The sequence below is a fragment of the Allobosea sp. CCNWLY174 genome, assembly GCF_037120455.1.
GTDB lineage: Bacteria > Pseudomonadota > Alphaproteobacteria > Rhizobiales > Beijerinckiaceae > Allobosea > Allobosea lupini.
The window spans coordinates 64,247-79,565 of sequence record NZ_JBBBBQ010000010.1 but is presented as its reverse complement, the minus strand read 5'-3'; the positions used below and the strand labels follow the sequence as shown (position 1 = coordinate 79,565).

The 15,319-nt window shown below is 68.8% G+C and carries 13 protein-coding genes; 9 read left to right on the top strand and 4 right to left on the bottom strand.

The window, feature by feature from the left end:
• The first annotated feature begins 211 nt into the window (after positions 1 to 211).
• The 5 genes from dnaA (at position 212) to V7S63_RS23670 (ending at position 5,216) form a co-directional block, all read left to right on the top strand.
• Positions 212 to 1,726 carry a chromosomal replication initiator protein DnaA gene (dnaA, locus tag V7S63_RS23690; RefSeq protein ID WP_244543846.1) on the top strand — a complete coding sequence of 505 codons (1,515 nt, stop codon included), beginning with the start codon at positions 212 to 214 and terminating at the stop codon, positions 1,724 to 1,726.
• Positions 1,727 to 1,863: 137 nt separating this feature from the next.
• A complete protein-coding gene (dnaN, locus tag V7S63_RS23685; RefSeq protein ID WP_100964436.1) occupies positions 1,864 to 2,982 on the top strand; it encodes a DNA polymerase III subunit beta in 1,119 nt (372 codons plus the stop codon).
• A gap of 15 nt (positions 2,983 to 2,997) precedes the next feature.
• Entirely contained in the window at positions 2,998 to 4,125 is a 1,128-nt protein-coding gene (gene recF, locus V7S63_RS23680; RefSeq protein ID WP_336532030.1) for a DNA replication/repair protein RecF, read from the top strand.
• A gap of 121 nt (positions 4,126 to 4,246) precedes the next feature.
• The gene (locus tag V7S63_RS23675) at positions 4,247 to 4,861 is read left to right on the top strand and encodes a LysE family translocator (protein ID WP_336532029.1); all 615 of its coding nucleotides are present in this window, start codon (positions 4,247 to 4,249) and stop codon (positions 4,859 to 4,861) included.
• A 1-nt stretch (position 4,862) separates the two neighbouring features.
• The gene (locus V7S63_RS23670; protein ID WP_336532114.1) at positions 4,863 to 5,216 is read left to right on the top strand and encodes a cupin domain-containing protein; all 354 of its coding nucleotides are present in this window, start codon (positions 4,863 to 4,865) and stop codon (positions 5,214 to 5,216) included.
• A gap of 3 nt (positions 5,217 to 5,219) precedes the next feature.
• Here the strand turns inward: V7S63_RS23670 and V7S63_RS23665 are convergent, their stop codons facing one another.
• Together V7S63_RS23665 and hrcA are read right to left on the bottom strand one after the other, a co-directional pair.
• Positions 5,220 to 5,876, bottom strand: a complete 657-nt coding sequence (locus tag V7S63_RS23665) for an ankyrin repeat domain-containing protein (protein ID WP_336532028.1) — start codon at positions 5,874 to 5,876, stop codon at positions 5,220 to 5,222.
• Positions 5,873 to 6,955 carry a heat-inducible transcriptional repressor HrcA gene (gene hrcA, locus V7S63_RS23660; protein WP_091835651.1) on the bottom strand — a complete coding sequence of 361 codons (1,083 nt, stop codon included), beginning with the start codon at positions 6,953 to 6,955 and terminating at the stop codon, positions 5,873 to 5,875. The genes V7S63_RS23665 and hrcA overlap by 4 nt, the downstream gene beginning before the upstream one ends.
• Before the next feature lie 137 nt (positions 6,956 to 7,092).
• Here hrcA and rph point away from each other — a divergent pair, with 137 nt between their 5' ends.
• The 4 genes from rph to V7S63_RS23640 all read left to right on the top strand — a co-directional run bounded on the left by rph (position 7,093) and on the right by V7S63_RS23640 (position 11,062).
• Complete coding sequence (gene rph / locus V7S63_RS23655; RefSeq protein WP_336532027.1) at positions 7,093 to 7,809, top strand: ribonuclease PH; 717 nt, start codon at positions 7,093 to 7,095, stop codon at positions 7,807 to 7,809.
• Between the two features lie 4 nt (positions 7,810 to 7,813).
• Entirely contained in the window at positions 7,814 to 8,461 is a 648-nt protein-coding gene (gene rdgB / locus V7S63_RS23650; protein ID WP_336532026.1) for an RdgB/HAM1 family non-canonical purine NTP pyrophosphatase, read from the top strand.
• The gene (gene hemW, locus V7S63_RS23645; protein WP_336532025.1) at positions 8,458 to 9,660 is read left to right on the top strand and encodes a radical SAM family heme chaperone HemW; all 1,203 of its coding nucleotides are present in this window, start codon (positions 8,458 to 8,460) and stop codon (positions 9,658 to 9,660) included. Before rdgB ends, hemW begins: the two co-directional genes overlap by 4 nt.
• Positions 9,661 to 9,850: 190 nt before the next feature.
• A complete protein-coding gene (locus V7S63_RS23640; RefSeq protein WP_336532024.1) occupies positions 9,851 to 11,062 on the top strand; it encodes an SMP-30/gluconolactonase/LRE family protein in 1,212 nt (403 codons plus the stop codon).
• A 9-nt stretch (positions 11,063 to 11,071) separates the two neighbouring features.
• On the opposite strand, the gene tsaE is transcribed toward V7S63_RS23640, so the two are convergent.
• A complete protein-coding gene (tsaE, locus tag V7S63_RS23635) occupies positions 11,072 to 12,688 on the bottom strand; it encodes a tRNA (adenosine(37)-N6)-threonylcarbamoyltransferase complex ATPase subunit type 1 TsaE (protein ID WP_100964452.1) in 1,617 nt (538 codons plus the stop codon).
• Positions 12,685 to 15,129 carry a sensor histidine kinase gene (locus V7S63_RS23630; protein WP_336532113.1) on the bottom strand — a complete coding sequence of 815 codons (2,445 nt, stop codon included), beginning with the start codon at positions 15,127 to 15,129 and terminating at the stop codon, positions 12,685 to 12,687. Before V7S63_RS23630 ends, tsaE begins: the two co-directional genes overlap by 4 nt.
• Positions 15,130 to 15,319: the final 190 nt, after the last annotated feature.

Here is a 15,319-nt window from a genome sequence, read left to right as displayed (position 1 = left end):
TCAAAGATTTAAAAGCCTAGAAATTAGTCATAGCCGCGGCCGATCTTTTTAGAGCGCGCGGCTCTACCTCGAAAAGCGTTGGGGAGACCTCGCTTCGCGGCTTTCGTGCCGCCGGAGGCGGGCAGCGTTTTTCTCGATGAACAGATCACTGCATGGCCAACCTCGGAAAACGCGGTGGCAAAATGCACGACAATGAAATGGGGCAATTGGAATGTTCGAGCGGATGGAGACTGGCAATCTGGTTGAGGCTGCGGCCACCCCTGTGGTGACCAGGCTTGCCCCGACTGAGCCGGCGAGCGTCGCCGGGGCCAAGGACCGGTGGGACAGGGTCCGCCGGCGCCTGCGCGCCGAACTCGGCGAGGACGTCTTCTCGAGCTGGTTCGCGCGCGTCGAGATCGGCGCGGTCGTCGAGGGCGTCGCCCATCTCACCGTGCCGACCCGCTTCCTCAAGAGCTGGCTCGAAGCCCATTATGCCGAGCGCCTGCGGGCGCACTGCATGGCCGAGCTCGATGCGCCCAACGGCGTCGCCCTTTCGGTGCGCCAGGTGGCGAGAGAGAGCAGCGAGCCCTGCCAGGACCTCTCGGCACAGCGGGCGCGCCCGGCCCAGGCTCGCCCGGCCACCCCGATGTCGGATGTCGCCCCCGCCTCGGCCGCCACTCCGGCGAGCGATCGCGACCCCATGGACGCCTGCGGCACGCTGCTCGACCGGCGCATGACCTTCCAGAGCTTCGTCGTCGGCAAGTCGAATGCGCTCGCCTTCGCCGCGGCCGAGCGGATTTCGGCGGCGCCCGCCGGCTCGACGCCCTATAACCCGCTCTATCTCCATGCCGGTGTCGGCCTCGGCAAGACGCATCTGATCCAGGCGATCGCCCAGGATGCGCGCCAGCACGGCAAGCGCGTCGCCTATTTCACCGCGGACCGCTTCATGTACGGCTTCGTCGCCGCGCTGAAGTCGCAGACGGCGCTCGCCTTCAAGGAGAAGCTGCGCGGCATCGACCTTCTGATCGTCGACGACGTCCAGTTCATCCAGGGCCGCTCGATCCAGCAGGAATTCGGCCACACGATCAATGCGCTGATCGATGCCGGCAAGCAGATCGTCGTCGCCGCCGACCGGCTGCCGACCGATCTGGAGGCGCTCGACGAGCGCATCCGCTCCCGGCTCGCCGGCGGCCTAGTCGTCGAGATCGGCGAGCTCGACGAGGCGCTGCGGGTCAAGATCCTGACCACTCGCCTCGACGGGCTGAAGGCCGCCCATCCGAGCTTCCACGTCAATCCGGACGTGATCGCCTATGTCGCCAAGCTCGTCGCCACCAATGGCCGCGATCTCGACGGCGCCGCCAACCGAATCCTGGCGCATGCGACGCTGACCGGCGCCAGCGTGACGATGGAGACGGCGGAAGCGGCGATCCGCGATCTCGTCCGGACGCGCGAGCCGCGCCGGGTCAAGATCGAGGACATCCAGAAGCTGGTCGCGACCCGCTACAATGTCAGCCGCGCCGACATCCTGTCGGAGCGCCGGACAGCGGCGGTGGTCAAGCCGCGCCAGATCGCGATGTATCTCGCCAAGGCGCTGACGCCGCGCTCGCTGCCCGAGATCGGACGCCGCTTCGGCGGGCGCGACCACACCACCGTGCTGCATGCGGTGCGCAAGATCGAGAAGGCCATCGTCGAGGACCGTCTCCTCCATGACGAGGTCGACCTCCTGAAGCGCATGCTGCAGGAGTGAGGCGTCAGCCTCCCCTTCTGCGTTAACTGTGCAGGCGGGCTCGCGCGCCCTTGCGCGCGGCCCGGCCGTCCGGCAATGTCGCGGGCCACCTTTCTGCCTGCCGGCTCGCCGCGGGCGCCAGCATGCCAGAAGACGCCATGAAGGTTACGGTCGAACGCTCCACGCTCCTGAAGTCGCTCGGGCATGTCCATCGTGTCGTCGAGCGGCGCAACACGATCCCGATCCTGTCGAATCTCCTGCTGCGCGGCAGCGAGGATGGGTTGAAGCTGAAGGCGACTGACCTCGACATCGAGGTGGTCGAGACCGTGCCGGCCGACGTGGTCGAGTCCGGCGCGACCACGGTCCCCGCGCACACGCTCTACGACATCGTCCGCAAGCTGCCAGACGGCTCGCAGGTCTCGCTGGAGACCACCGGCGAGACCGGCCAGATGGTGCTGCGCTCGGGCCGCTCCCGCTTCACCCTGCAGACGCTGCCGGAAAGCGATTTCCCGGACATCACCGCCGGCGAGATGGCGCACCGCTTCGTGCTGCCGGCCGGCGAGTTCAAGCGCCTGATCGACAAGACCCAGTTCGCGATCTCGACCGAGGAGACGCGCTACTATCTCAACGGCATCTATCTGCACGCCATCGATGTCGACGGGCGCCCGGTGCTGCGCGCCGTCGCGACCGATGGCCATCGCCTCGCCCGCGTCGACACCGCGGCCCCGCAGGGCTCGCTCGGCATGCCCGGCGTGATCGTGCCGCGCAAGGCCGTGGCCGAGATCCAGAAGCTGCTGGAGGACGGCGAGAGCGAGGTCCAGATCGAGCTCTCCGCCACCAAGATCCGCGTCGCCACGGCCGAGGTCGTGCTGACCTCCAAGCTGATCGACGGCACCTTCCCCGACTATCAGCGCGTCATCCCCTCCGGAAACGACAAGCTGCTCACCGTCGACCGGGGCGATTTCGCGGCCTCCGTGGACCGCGTCTCGACGATCTCGTCCGAGCGTGGCCGCGCCGTGAAGCTCTCCATGGCCGATGGCCGGATGACGCTCTCGGTGACCAATCCCGATTCCGGCTCGGCGACCGAGGAGATCGAGGTCGACTACGACGCGGGCCCGCTCGATATCGGCTTCAACGCGCGCTATCTGATGGACATCGCCGCCCAGCTCGACGGCGACACTGCGCTGCTCAAGCTCGCCGATCCGGGCTCGCCGACGGTGATCCAGGACCGCGAAGGCGCTTCGGCCCTCTATGTGCTGATGCCGATGCGGGTCTGATCCCGCGAGCGCATCTTGACCGCGGTCGCACGCCTCACGCTGCAGAATTTCCGCTCCTATCCGACCCTCGATCTCGCGATCGAGGGTCGGCTCGTTGCGCTGTGCGGCGAGAACGGCGCCGGCAAGACCAATCTGCTCGAAGCCCTGTCGCTGTTCGCGCCCGGCCGCGGCCTCAGGCGCGCCGACCTCTCCGACATGGTCCGCCAGCCCGGCGATGGCGGCTTCGCCGCCTCGATCGGTCTCACCGATGACGGGGCGCGGCTCGGCATCGGCCTGGAGCCGCCCGATGCCGAGGGCCGGCGGGCCCGGATCGCCCGGATCGACGGCGCTCCGGCCGGCTCGGCGCTGGCCTTCAGCGACTATGTCAGGCTGGTCTGGCTGACGCCCGATCTCGACGGGCTGTTCCGCGGCGCCGCCGGCGATCGCCGCCGCTTCCTCGACCGGCTGGTGCTGGCGGTCGATCCCGGGCATGGCACGCGCTCGAATGCGCTGGAAAAGGCGTTGCGCTCGCGCAACCGCATCCTCGACGAGAGCCCGCATCAGCAGCGCTGGCTCGACGCGGTCGAGCGCGAGATCGCCGAGCTCGGCGTCGCCGTCGCGGCCGCCCGCGCCGAGACCGTGGCCCGCCTCTCCGCCATCATCGCGCAGACCGCGGACGAGACCTCGCCCTTCCCGCAGGCCGAGATCGCGCTGGAAGGCGAGATCGACGCTCTGGTTGCAACCTTGCCGGCGCTCGACGCCGAGGATCGCTATCGCGAGCTCCTGCGGGAGATGCGCCCGCGCGACAAGGCGGCAGGGCGCACCCTCGCCGGCCCGCAGGCTTCCGATCTCGCCGTGCGCCATGCCGCCAAGGATATCCCGGCCGGACAGGGCTCGACCGGCGAGCAGAAGGCGCTGCTGATCGGGCTGGTGCTCGCCCATGCCCGTCTGGTCGCGAGGATGAGCGAGCTGCCGCCGCTCGTCCTGCTCGACGAGGTCGCCGCCCATCTCGATCCGCGCCGGCGGGCGGCGCTCTATGGAGCGCTGGCCGAGCTCGGCTGCCAGGTCTGGATGACCGGCGCAGACCCGGCCCTGTTCGGCGATCTCCCGGCCGGAGCCCAGCGTTTGCTGGTCACGCCGGGCGAGGTCCGCCCGGTCTCCTGACAGCATTAGGGCGGCGATGCGTCAGAATCGCTGATCAGCACCATCACGCTTGCCGATAAGACGCGGGATCGGCTTGCTGCTAGCATGGCGCCAACAACGTCTTTTCGGGGAGCAACGCTCGATGGATTTCGCCGGGCTTCTGGTTTTCGCCGGTGTCTATTTCCTCGCCGTCGCCTCGCCGGGGCCAGGCATCGCGGCGATCGTGGCGCGCTCGCTCTCGACCGGCTTCCGGCGGGCCGTGCCCTTCGTGCTCGGCATCGCAGCCGGCGACCTGGTCTGGCTGGCCTTCTCGGCGCTCGGCCTGTCCGTGCTGATGCAGAACTTCCACGGCCTGTTCCTGATCATCAAATATGCCGGCTGCGCCTATCTCGTCTATCTCGCCTGGAAGCTCTGGACCGCGCCGGTGAGGAGCCTGGAAGACCAGCCGGCGATGCGCGGCGAGGGTGTCCGCCTCTTCCTCGGCGGCGTCGCGCTGACGCTCGGCAATCCCAAGGTGATGGTGTTCTTCGTCTCGATCCTGCCGCTGATCGTCGATCTGCAGGCGATCACGCCGCTGGCCTTCGCCGAGGTCGCCGTGCTGACCATGCTGATCATCAACACCACCCTGCTCGGCTATGCCTTCGCCGCCGACAGGGCGCGCCGGCTGGTGGCTAGTCCGCGCACCATGCGCCGGATCAACCGCGTCACCGGCGGCGTGATGGCGGGCGCCGCGGCGGCGATCGCGGCGCGTGGCTGAGATGGCGGACGAAACCACGACACAGCGCGCCATACGCCGCGAGGACTGGTCCGAGACCCCAGGCGAATGGCATGGCGAGGTGCAGGGCTTCGGCGGCGAGGTCTCGCTGATCTTCGTCCGGGCCGAGCCCGGCAAGGGGCCGAGGCTGCACAGCCATCCCTATCCCGAGACCTTCATCGTACGCGCCGGGCGGGCGCTCTACACGATCGGTGACCGGGAGATCGAGGCCGGACCCGGGGAAATCCTGGTCGTGCCGGCCGGCGTGCCACATAAATTCCGCAGCCTCGGGCCGCAGGTACTGGAATCGATCGATATCCACGCCAGCGAGCGCTTCGTCACCGACTGGCTGGAATAACGCTCAGCGCCCGCCGGCCGCCGCGATCAGCTTGGCGATCTCGCTTTGGCCGCGCTTGCGGGCGTGCTGGAGCGGGCTGACGCCATCCTTGTCGGCGAGATTGGGGTCGGCGCCCGCAGCGAGCACGAGCCGGGCCACCTCCCGATGGCGCGGGCCGCCATCGCCGAGGATCACGATCTCCAGCAGACAGGTCCAGCCGAGATTGTTGACGTGATTCACGTCGATGCCTGATGTCAGGAGCAGCTTGGCGGTCTCGACATGGGCGCGCTCGCAGGCTGGGATCAGGGCATTGCCGCCATAGCGGTTGCGGATCGTGAGATCGGGCTTCAGCGGCAGCATCGCCGCGATGATCTCGGTGCGGCCGCTGGCGCCGGCCAGAAGCCAGGGCGTGTCCTGGTTCGACGCCTGGGCGTTGGGACTCGCGCCTGCCGCCAGCAGCGCCTTGGCGACGGCGACATGATTGCCGGCGACGGCGAGCAGGAGCGCCGTCTGACGCTGGCCATCGCGCTGTTCGAGATCCGCCTTGGCGGCGATCAGGCGATTCACCGCGGCAAGATCGCCACGGGCGGCCGCTTCGAGCAGACCGGTCTGTGCTTCGCTCGCTCCGGCCATCAGCAGCACTCCCGCCAGCAACGCAGCAGCCGGCAGCGGCCGCCTCATCGCCCGCCATCGAGCAGGCGCCCGACCACTTTGGCGGTGTAGTCGACCATCGGCACGATCCGGGCATAGTTCAGCCGGGTCGGGCCGATGATGCCGACCACGCCGACGATGCGCTGGCCGCCATCGCGAAAAGGCGCGGCGATGATCGACGAACCCGACATCGAGAACAGCTTGTTCTCCGAGCCGATGAAAATGCGCACGCCATCGCCGGCCTCAGCCCGCGAGAGCAGGTCGATCAGTTCGGTCTGCGTCTCCAGATCGGCGAAGAGCAGGCGGATGCGCTCCAGATCCTCCTGCGCCTTCAGGTCCTCGAGCAGATTGGCCTGGCCGCGCACGATGAGATGCCGGTCGCCGGAAGGGCCGGAGCTCGTCGCGATCCCGGTCTCGACCAGCCGGGCGGTCAGTTCGTCGAGCTCGCGCTCCATCAGGGCGCGGCTGTCGGCGATCTCGCGGCGAAGCTCGTCGAGCGTCTTGCCGACGATGCGGGCATTGAGGAAGTTGCCGGCCTCGACCAGCGCCGACGCCGGCAAGCCCGCCGGCAGCGCGAGGATGCGGTTCTCGACGGTGCCGTCATCGGCGACGAGCACGGCGAGCGCGCGGCCGGCATCGAGCCGGACGAATTCGATATGGCGCAGGCGCGCATTGGCCTTGGTGGTGACGACGACGCCGGCGCCGCGCGACAGGCCAGACAGCAAGGCCGAGGCCTCGGTCAGCGTCTGGTCGAGCGAGCGATTGCTGGCGGCGGCCCTGATCTGCGCCTCGATGCGGCCGCGCTCGTCCGAGGTGAGATTGCCGACCTCCATCATGCCGTCGACGAAGAATCGCAGGCCCCGCTCGGTCGGCAGCCGCCCGGCCGAGGTGTGCGGAGCGTAGATCAGCCCCGCCATCTCCAGATCGGTCATGACATTGCGCACCGTCGCCGGCGACAGCGCGATCGGCAGCAGCCGGGCGATGTTGCGCGAGCCGACCGGCTCGCCGGTGGTCAGGTAGCCGTCGACGATCTGCCGGAAGATCTCGCGCGAGCGCTGGTCGATCTCGACCAGGCCGCCGGGTGTCTCGGGGCGCGTATGGGCGCTCATTCCGTGGCGAACAACCTCAACTGCATGATCCATTGTCCCCGCTGGGCGCGGCGGGATCAAGTCCCATGGCCCGCTCGCCTTGCCGCACCCCGCTTAAGCGCCTACAAGCCGCCGACTCCAAAAGACAGGAAGACACGATGAGACCCTCGAAGCGCGCAGCCGACGAGATGCGGAAGGTCACGCTGGAACGCGGCGTGGTGCGCTATGCGGAAGGCTCGTGCATGGTCACCTTCGGCGAGACCAAGGTGCTCTGCGCCGCCACCGTCGAGGAAAAGGGGCCGCCGTGGCTGCGCGGCACCGGCAAGGGCTGGGTCACCGCCGAATATTCGATGCTGCCGCGCGCCACGCATGAGCGCACCCGCCGCGAGGTCACCTCCGGCAAGCCCTCGGGCCGCACGCAGGAGATTCAGCGCCTGGTCGGGCGTTCGCTTCGCGCCGTGGTCGACCTGACCGCGATCGGCGAGCGCCAGATCGTCGTCGATTGCGACGTGCTGCAGGCCGATGGCGGCACCCGCACCGCCTCGATCACCGGCGCCTGGGTCGCACTGCACGACGCGCTGAAATGGATGGAGGGGCGCGGTATGCTGAAAGGTGCCAATCCGCTGAAGGATCATGTCGCAGCGATCTCCTGCGGCATCGTCGCCGGCAATCCGGTGATCGATCTCGACTATGTCGAGGATTCCGGCGCGCAGACCGACGCGAATTTCGTCATCACCGGCTCCGGCGGTCTCGTCGAGGTGCAGGGCACCGCCGAGGGCGCGCCGTTCTCCGAGGAGGAACTGCTGGCGCTGCTGAAGCTCGCCAAGGGCGGGGTGTCGAAGCTGGTGGCGCTGCAGAAGGCGGCGGTGGCCTGACGCCATGACCACGAACCGCCTCCTCACCGGCAAGGTCGTGATCGCGACCCACAACCAAGGCAAATTGCGCGAAATGCGCGAGCTGCTGGCGCCCTATGGCGTCGAGCTGGTCTCGGCCGGCGAGCTTGGCCTGCCGGAGCCGGTCGAGGATGGCCACATGTTCGCCGAGAACGCCGCGATCAAGGCGGTGGCGGCGGCCAAGGCTTCCGGCCTGCCGGCGCTGGCCGATGATTCCGGCGTCTGCATCGATGCGCTCGATGGTGCGCCCGGCCTGTTCTCGGCCAACTGGGCCGGGCCGGGTAAGGATTTTGCCCCGGCGCTGGCCCGTGTGCAGGCCGAGCTTGCAAAGCGCGGCGCGACCACGCCCGAGCAGCGCAAGGCACATTTCGTCTCGGCGCTGGTGATCGCCTGGCCGGACGGGCATCAGGAATTGTTCGAAGGCCGCGTCTTCGGCACGATCGTCGAGGCGCCGCGTGGCACCGCCGGCTTCGGCTACGACCCGATCTTCCAGCCGGCCGGGCATGGCAAGACCTTCGGCGAGATGAGCGCAGAGGAGAAGCACGGTATCCCTAAGGACGGCTCCCCCGGCCTGTCGCACCGGGCCCGCGCCTTCCATGTGCTCGCCGCCGCCTGCCTGAGGGCCCCCGCTTGAGCCCTTCGGCCGCCCTTGCCGCGCGGCCCGGCGTGCCGGCGCATCCGACTGCGGATGCCGGCTTCGCCGTCTATGTGCACTGGCCGTTCTGCCTGGCCAAATGCCCCTATTGCGACTTCAACTCCCATGTCCGGCACCAGCCGCCGGACCAGGCGCGCTATATCGCCGCCTTCCGCCGCGAGATCGCCCAGCGTGCCGAGCTGGCGCCGGGACGCACGGTGTCCTCGATCTTCTTCGGCGGCGGCACGCCTTCGCTGATGGAGGGTGCGACGGTCGGGGCGATCCTCGATGCGATCGGTGAGCATTGGGCCGTCGATCCCGATTGCGAGGTCTCGCTGGAGGCCAACCCGACCAGCGTCGAGGCCGGGCGCTTCCGCGATTTCCGCGCCGCCGGCGTCAACCGCGTCTCGCTCGGCGTGCAGGCGCTGAACGATGCCGATCTCAAGGCGCTCGGGCGGATGCATTCGGCGCAGGAGGCGCTCGATGCGGTCGCGATCGCGCGGCGCTATTTCGAGCGCTATTCCTTCGACCTGATCTATGCCCGCTCGCCGAACCAGACACCGGCGCTGTGGCAGGCCGAGCTCGAGCTCGCGATCAGCCATGCGGCGGAGCATCTTTCGCTCTACCAGCTCACCATCGAACCAGGCACGGCGTTCGAGCAGCTCTACAAGGCCGGCAAACTCGCCATTCCCGACCCTGATGCGGGCGCAGCGCTCTACGAGCTGACGCAGGAGATCACGAACAAGCACGGGCTGCCGGTCTACGAGATCTCGAACCATGCCCGGCCGGGCGCGGAATGCCGGCACAACCTGATCTATTGGCATTACGGCGAATATGCCGGTATCGGGCCGGGCGCCCATGGCCGGCTGGTGACGGCGGATGGTCGCTATGCGCAATCGACCGAGAAGCGCCCCGAGACCTGGCTGGAGCGGATCGAGGCCGGCGGCGACGCCCTGATCGAGAACGAGAAACTCTCGGCCGAGGCGCAGGGCGACGAGTACCTGCTGATGGGCCTGCGGCTCGTCGAAGGCATCGATCTCGACGTGTTCGAGGGGCTGGCCGGGCGCAAGCTCAACGGCAACCGTATCGGCAGCCTGATCGCCGAAGGCTTCCTCACCCGCAGGGCCAATGGCCGGCTCGCCGCGACGCCGGACGGTGCGCTGCTGCTCGATGCGCTCGTCGCCGATCTCGCAGCGTGAGCGCCGATCCCGGCGGCAGCCGGACTCCACATCATTAAACCGATTTAGTCAGATGAGAAGCCCTGCTGGAGCAGGCCTCGTCATGACCGGGCGGTCTCCTTCCGCCACGTCACCGCCGCAATCGGCGCTCCCGATGGCCGGGTAAGAACAGCATAAGTTCAACCCAGGGAGGTCACCGATGCAGCAACGCATGATCGATGAATCACGCCCCGCCTTGTCACGCCGCCGCCTGTTGCAGGTTGCCGGCGCCGGAGCCCTCGCCGCTGCCGCCGATACGGCCCTGGCGCAGGCTCCGGCTGCAAGGCCCGGCCCGCCCACGACGATCACGACGCCGCCGCGCGATTTCAGCCGTGGCGGCGCGCCGACCACCTATTTCTGGGACCCGGACGTCCTCGCCGTCGATCCCGCCTTCGAAGGGCTAGCCCAGCCCAATGCCGCGATCCAGCGGCTGTGGACCGGGGCACTCTGGGCGGAAGGCCCGGCCTGGAACGCACAGGGGCGCTATCTCGTCTGGAGCGACATCCCGAACAACCGGCAGATGCGCTGGCTCGAGGATGACGGCCGCGTCAGCGTCTTCCGCACGCCCTCGGGGAACAGCAACGGCAACAGCTTCGATTTCCAGGGCCGGCAGCTCTCCTGCGAGCATCTCAACCGCCGCGTCGTGCGCTACGAACTCGACGGCTCGGTGACGATCCTCGCCGACAAGTTCGACGGCAAGCGGCTGAATTCGCCCAATGACGTCGTCCAGCATCCCGATGGCAGCTACTGGTTCACCGATCCGCCCTATGGCGGCCAGCTCTATGAGGGCGCGCCCGATGCGGCCGGCGGGCCGAGCAACACCAGCGGCAAGATCAATCCCCGGCTCGGCCAGCCGCCCGAGATCGGCTTCTACAAGCGCGAATTGCCGACGAATTGCTATCGCATCGATCCCAGCGGCCGCGTCGATCTTGTCGTCACCGAGCAGCAGGTCCCCGATCCGAACGGCTTATGCTTCTCGCCGGACTACAAGAAGCTCTACATCGCCTCGACCGGCAAGGGCCCTGGCGATACCGGCGCCGGTGGCAAGGGCGACATCCACGTCTTCGACGTCGGCGCCGACAACAAGCTCTCCAACGGCAAGCTGTTCTCCGACTGCATGGTCGACGGGGTGAAATGTGGACCGGACGGACTGCGCTGCGACGTGCAGGGCAATCTCTGGGCCTCCAGCAATGCTGGGCGCGCGGTCGGCTACAACGGCGTGCTCTGCTTCAACCCGGAGGGCAAGCTGATCGGCCGCATCCGGCTGCCGGAGGTCTGCGGCAATGTCTGCTTCGGCGGACCCAAGCGCAACAGGCTGTTCATGGCGGCGAGCCAGTCGATCTATGCGCTCTATCTGGGCACGCAGGGGGCCGGGCCGGGCTGAGCGCCCGGCTCAGGCCTCACTCTGCTCGGGCTCGGGCCGGTCCTGCTCCGCGGGATCGGCCTCGACCTTCGCCTCCGGCTTCTCCTGCCCGGCATAGAGCTTGGGGAGATAGGTCTCGTACCAGGCCTTCAGCTCCGCCAGCGCCGGTTGTTCGAGATTGCGGCGCAGGTAGGCCTCGATCCGTGGCAAATGCTTGAGATAGCCCGGCTTGCCGTCGCGGCGGTCAAGCCTCGCGAAGATGCCGGCGATCTTGGTATTGCGCTGGGCGCCGAGGATGGCATAGGCGCGGGCGAAGCCCGGCACGTCGAAATGGGGATCGGTGCCGCGCCGCGCCCCCGCATAGGCGGCGAGCAGGCGCAGCTCCAGCGCCGCCGGCACGTCGACACGCGCGTCCTGGCCGAGCGAGACGAGATCATAGGCGGGGTGGCCGAGCACGGAGTCCTGGAAATCGATCAGGCCGAGCCTGGCATGGCCGACGCGATCGGGGAGCCAGATCAGGTTCGGCGAGTGATAATCGCGCAAGGTCCAGGTCGCCGGCGTCTCGAAGAGCTCGTCGAAGAGCTTGTCCCAGATGCGGCTGAACTCGGCCCGCGTCACCGCCGGCAAGGTGACGCCCGCGATGTGCGGGGCATACCAGTCGAGCACCAGCTCGGTCTCGATGGCAAGCGCCTCGCGGTCATAGTCGGGCATGACATGATCGCGCCCTTCGACCACCGGCAGAATCGTCGGCAGGGCATGCCGGTGCAGTTCGGCGAGCAGGCGGGCGGCGGCCTCGTAGCGATCGGGGATCGGCCCGTCGGCGCCGACGACCGGCTCGGCCCCGAGGTCCTCGATGATCAGCAGGCCGGTGACGAGATCCTGTGCCAGGATGTCCGGAGCCGAGAGGCCGAGCGAGCGCAGGGCCTTGTCCATGGCGACGAAGGCGTCGACGGTCTCGGCGAGATGGGCGATGGCGCTGTAGGGCTTGCCCTGGCGGATCGCCGGCCCATCCGGACGCGGCGGCGAGATCATCAGGATCGCGGTCTCGCCCGACGGCCTGATCAGGCGCTCATAGGCGCGGCTCGAGGCATCGCCGAGCATGAACTCGCGCCTCGCCTCGCTCCAGCCGGCTTCGTCGATCAGGCGGCGGGCACCGATCGCAAGCGCAAGCCGCTGGCGCCAGAGCACGCCGCCGGAGAGCGTCGCGATCCGGCCCTGCTCGGGGTTGTCCGGATCGACCTCCAGCACGATGTCGAGCCGTCGGCCCGCCGGGAGGCGCGTGCCGGCCCGGTCCGGCCATTCGACGATGGTCATCGCGAGGTCGAGGTCCTCGATCAGGCCGATATCGTCGAGCTCGTCGGGGCTGCGGACGCGGTAGAGATCGGCATGGAGCAGGAGCCCACGCGCGCTGTCATAGCTCTGCACCAAGGTGAAGGTCGGGCTCGGCGCTTCCAGCGCCGGATCGCCGGCGAGGCGGCGCAGCATGGCCCGCGCCAGCAGCGACTTGCCGGCGCCGAGATGTCCGGAGAGCGCGACGATGTCGCCGGTCTTGAGGATGTCGGCGATGTCCTCAGCCAGCCGGACCGTCGCGGCCTCGTTCGGCAGGATGACGGTATGGGTACCCGCGCGCGCGGCCTCGTCACTCATTCAGCAGCGTCCGAGATGCGCATGCCTTCAGGCGGGAAGACGACGGTGACACGCGTGCCCTTGCCCAGGGCGGAGTCGAGCTCGACGCGGCCGCCATGCAGCTCGACAATCGAGCGGACCATCGACAGGCCGAGCCCGACGCCGCGATGGCGCGATCCCAGCGAATGACTCTCGAAGCGGTCGAACACCTTCTCCTTGACCTCGTCCGGGATGCCGCGACCCTCGTCGGCGACGGTGATGCGGATCTCGCCGCCGAAGCGGCCGGCGCTGACGCTGATGGTCTGGCCGGGTTGCGAGAAGCCGATCGCATTGGAAAGCAGGTTGAACAGGATCTGGCGCAGGCGCTTGGGATCGGCGCGCAAGGGGCCGGTCTGGGGGGCGATGTCGACCTGCAGCCTGAGCTTGCTGTCGGCCAGGCGATCCTGCAGCCCGGTCGCGGCCTGGGCGATGCTCTTGGCGACATCGACCTCCTCGATATCGAGCGCCAGCGCGCCATTGTCGATCGAGGCGAGGTCGAGGATGTCGTTGATGATGGCGAGCAGCGCGCCGGAGGACCGGACGATGTGGCCGGTATAGTCGCGCTGCTTTTCGTTGAGCGCGCCGACCGTCTCCTCGCCGAGCAGTTGCGCGAAGCCGATGATGTTGGTCAGCGGCGAGCGCAACTCGTAGGAGACGTGGTGGACGAACTCCTCGCGAAGCCGTGAAGCGCGCTCCAGGGCGTCGTTGCGTTCGGTCAGTGCCCGCTCGACGTTCACGCCAGCGGTGACGTCGGCGAAGGTGATCAGCGTCGCGCCATCGGGCAGCGGCGTGGCCGTGCAGTCGAGCACCGTGCCGTCGCGGCGTTCCATATGGCAGCGATAATCCTCGCGCGCATCGCGCACGCCGGCGACGGCGCTGCGGATTTCGGTCCAGACCGCGTCATCCGGGAAGAGCGGGCGGCTCAGGGTCACGACCTCGTCGATATGCGGCGCCGCGGCGGCGCGCTCCGGGGTGAGCTTCCAGAGCTGGGCGAAGGCCGGATTGGAGAGCTTGAGGCGACCGTCCGAACCGAACACCGCGACACCCTCGCGCAATGAATCGAGTGTCTCGCGCTGGGTACGCGAGAGCGCGTTGAAGCGCGATTCCAGGGTGAAGCGCTCGGTCTCGTCGTCGAAGAGATAGGTTACGCCGCCCTGCGGGTTCGGGCTGGCGACGACATGCACGGTGCGCCCATCGGGCAGGTACCACCAATCCTCGCTGGCGCGCGTCGCGGTATAGGCGGCGTGGACCTGCGCCTTCCAGGTGCGGTAGTCGCCGAGTTCGGGCAGGCGGCGCTCGGTGCGCAGGCGGTCGAGGATCTCGCCGTCCGTCGGATTGGAGTCGAGGAAGCCCGGGTCGAGCGACCAGAGCGCCTCGTAGCCGCTGTTGCGGTAGACCAGGCGCTGCGAGGCGTCGAAGACGGCGACCCCGGTCTTCAGCCGGTCGAGCGTGCGCACATGCGCGTCCATCTGGCGCTGCAGGTCGGCACGGACCGCCTCCAGCTCGCTCATGTCGGTGGCGATGCCGGCATAGCCCGAAGGCGTCGGCGTCTCCATGACGTCGACGATGCGGCGCTGGCCGGCCATCACGACGGGCGCGCGCAGCTGGAAGACGCGCCCGTCCTTGCGGGCCTTGGCCGCCGCCTCGCGCTCGCTGCGATCGAACAAATCGAGCCCGGCCGTGACCGCCTGCTGGCAATCGGCGGCCTCGACGGCACGCGCATAGGCCGCGTTGACCCAGGTCAGGCGGCCGTCGGTCGCGCGCATCCAGACCGGCTGAGGCACGCCGGCGAGCAAGGTCGTGAGCGCGGCATGGTCGGTGGCGAGCTTGCCGAGCTCATTCTCCAGCGCCAGCGCCCGCGCCCGTTCGCCGCCGACCTCGCGCAGGCGGATCACGGCGCGACCGGCGACGGGCCGGCCTTCCGCATCGACGAAACGCCCCGCCTTGGCCCTGAAGGTGAAGGAGAAGGCCTCGCCGCGCTCCTTGAGGGCCTCGGTCGCCAGCTCGAGACGCTTGGCCTCCGCCGGCGGCGCCCAGGTTCCGTATGCCAGCGCCGGGGCGGGGCCGCCAATGCCGAGAAAGCCGCTATCGCCCTCGACCATGGGGCTCGCCTTCGGCCCGTCCCAGCTCAGCACGACCTGCCGGTCGCTCGCGAGCAGGGCGCTGAGCCGCTCCTGATGGCCGCGCGCCGCTTCCAGGCCGGCGGCGAGCTCGCCTTCCCGGCGGGTCCAGCGCGAGCGCTCGCGGACATAGAGGATCGAGGTGGTTGTGGCGAAGACGACGAGGCCGACGAAAATCAGGGAAAGTCCGCCAGTGCTCAGCCAGTCCGCCCGCAAGGGCAGCAGCGCCTCGGCCTGCGCGAGAGCCGGAGCCGGCGCAGCGCCGGCAAGTCCGGGCAGAAGGAGGCGGACCACTCCGTTCATCTCCCGCCCGACCTGCCTTGCCCGTCTCATTCTCGCATCCGTCCTGTTCCAGGCCAATCTTCCGGTCGCAGCCGGCCGGTCGCGGCCAACGCGACAATCGGCCATGGCTCCCTCCAGGGATCCACGCCCGCAACCCGCAAAGCCACCGCTGCACGAAACCGGGCGCCACATGCGAAGCCTGCCGGCAGCC

Bases quoted from the DNA above. Each gene is read 5' to 3' on its own strand.
- dnaA (WP_244543846.1), top strand. From the start codon at position 212: ATGTTCGAGCGGATGGAGACTGGCAATCTGGTTGAGGCTGCGGCCACC.
- dnaN (WP_100964436.1), top strand. From the start codon at position 1,864: ATGAAGGTTACGGTCGAACGCTCCACGCTCCTGAAGTCGCTCGGGCAT.
- V7S63_RS23675 (WP_336532029.1), top strand. From the start codon at position 4,247: ATGGATTTCGCCGGGCTTCTGGTTTTCGCCGGTGTCTATTTCCTCGCC.
- V7S63_RS23670 (WP_336532114.1), top strand. From the start codon at position 4,863: ATGGCGGACGAAACCACGACACAGCGCGCCATACGCCGCGAGGACTGG.
- V7S63_RS23665 (WP_336532028.1), bottom strand. From the start codon at position 5,876: ATGAGGCGGCCGCTGCCGGCTGCTGCGTTGCTGGCGGGAGTGCTGCTG.
- hrcA (WP_091835651.1), bottom strand. From the start codon at position 6,955: ATGAGCGCCCATACGCGCCCCGAGACACCCGGCGGCCTGGTCGAGATC.
- rph (WP_336532027.1), top strand. From the start codon at position 7,093: ATGAGACCCTCGAAGCGCGCAGCCGACGAGATGCGGAAGGTCACGCTG.
- rdgB (WP_336532026.1), top strand. From the start codon at position 7,814: ATGACCACGAACCGCCTCCTCACCGGCAAGGTCGTGATCGCGACCCAC.
- V7S63_RS23640 (WP_336532024.1), top strand. From the start codon at position 9,851: ATGATCGATGAATCACGCCCCGCCTTGTCACGCCGCCGCCTGTTGCAG.
- tsaE (WP_100964452.1), bottom strand. From the start codon at position 12,688: ATGAGTGACGAGGCCGCGCGCGCGGGTACCCATACCGTCATCCTGCCG.
- V7S63_RS23630 (WP_336532113.1), bottom strand. From the start codon at position 15,129: ATGAACGGAGTGGTCCGCCTCCTTCTGCCCGGACTTGCCGGCGCTGCG.